This is a genomic window from Salinivibrio sp. EAGSL, assembly GCF_013366455.1.
GTDB classification, from domain to species: domain Bacteria; phylum Pseudomonadota; class Gammaproteobacteria; order Enterobacterales; family Vibrionaceae; genus Salinivibrio; species Salinivibrio costicola.
The window spans coordinates 1-1,250 of sequence record NZ_JABWMG010000046.1 but is presented as its reverse complement, the minus strand read 5'-3'; the positions used below and the strand labels follow the sequence as shown (position 1 = coordinate 1,250).

The window sequence follows — 1,250 nt, the reverse complement described above, 5'->3', positions numbered from 1 at the left end:
ACCCAGGGCGAGCGCATAAGTGTTCATTTTTCAACCATCGCCGGTATGCCTGCGGCTAAAACCTTTTCTAAGAAGCTAGGATTCATGAGACAGCGCTTCTGTTTGGCCACCAAGCTTATCTTGGTCGGCTCAGCCCGCACCATGTTTGAGGCCATGTGTCGCAGACAGGCAAAGTTCGCGGCCCCATTGTCTTTATAAATTTGGCAGGCGTCTTCACCCATGTTGACATCCAATACCCAGTGCATGGCTTCAATGCCCCAATGCGAGCGGATAGCACGGCTTGCCTTATCGGCAGTCAGTGATTTGGAGCTGATATAGTAACGATACTCCAGCGACATCGGACGCCCTTTCTCAACACGCAAAGACTCAACCATGACAAGGCTTTGTAGTGATGGCCAACGAGTAAAGTCGCCTGATAAACACGCTTTATCAAGCACATAGCACTGACGTGATTCAATACGACCGTGACCATATTCAAACTCGACATCGTCATTGAAGGTTCGACGTTGCTCACTGAATGCCTCGGTGATCGCGTTCGCTAGCTTGCCCTGGTTTTGTTTCACCGCTAATAAGTAATCGCCACCCTGCTCAAGAATCGTCTTGGCAATCGTCGTTTGGCAGGCCATGGCATCGATGGTGACTAGCGCACCACGTAAGTCGAGAAGGCGGATTAGCTCGGGAATCGCACTGATTTCATTGCTTTTTTCTTCAGTCTTGAGCTGCCCAAGCACCAGGTGGTTTTCGCTGGCATACGCACTGACCATGTGGATCGTACTACTTCTATCTTCACGGTTGTAAGAGCCTTTCAGCGTTTTACCGTCGATTGCGACCACCTGACCATCCGTCATTTGATGAACAGCTTTCATCCAATCGATAAAGCAGGCTTGAAAGGCACTCGGTTCAATCGCAGAGATGGCACGAGCGATGGTATCGTCGGCAGGAATACCTTCTTCAAACATACCGTTACGCTTAAACCACTCATGGTGCCCTAGGATGTATTCTCGAATCTCGTACCATCCTTTCGATCCCGCAATCACCGCGCACAATGAAGCAAAGAGCAAGTCGAATAGCGGGTAGGTTATCTTGGCACTCTGGCGATGGTCATCAACGGCGCTGAAGTAGTCTTTAAATGTATCGATATCCACGGTATCTATCCCGAACTATTATAGAATCGGCCTACATGATCACAGCCAGAGGTGATCGTCAAACCGATCCTTTTTTGGTTAAAAAACGTTCGCGATCTCGCCCTG

At 49.4% G+C, this 1,250-nt stretch carries 1 protein-coding gene; it reads right to left on the bottom strand.

All coding sequences use genetic code 11. The features are described from left to right. Nucleotides 1-23: 23 nt before the first annotated feature. On the bottom strand, nucleotides 24-1,145 hold the full coding sequence (locus tag HLG76_RS14615) for an ISAs1 family transposase (protein WP_175993938.1): 1,122 nt from the start codon (nucleotides 1,143-1,145) through the stop codon (nucleotides 24-26). Between the last annotated feature and the right edge of the window lie 105 nt (nucleotides 1,146-1,250).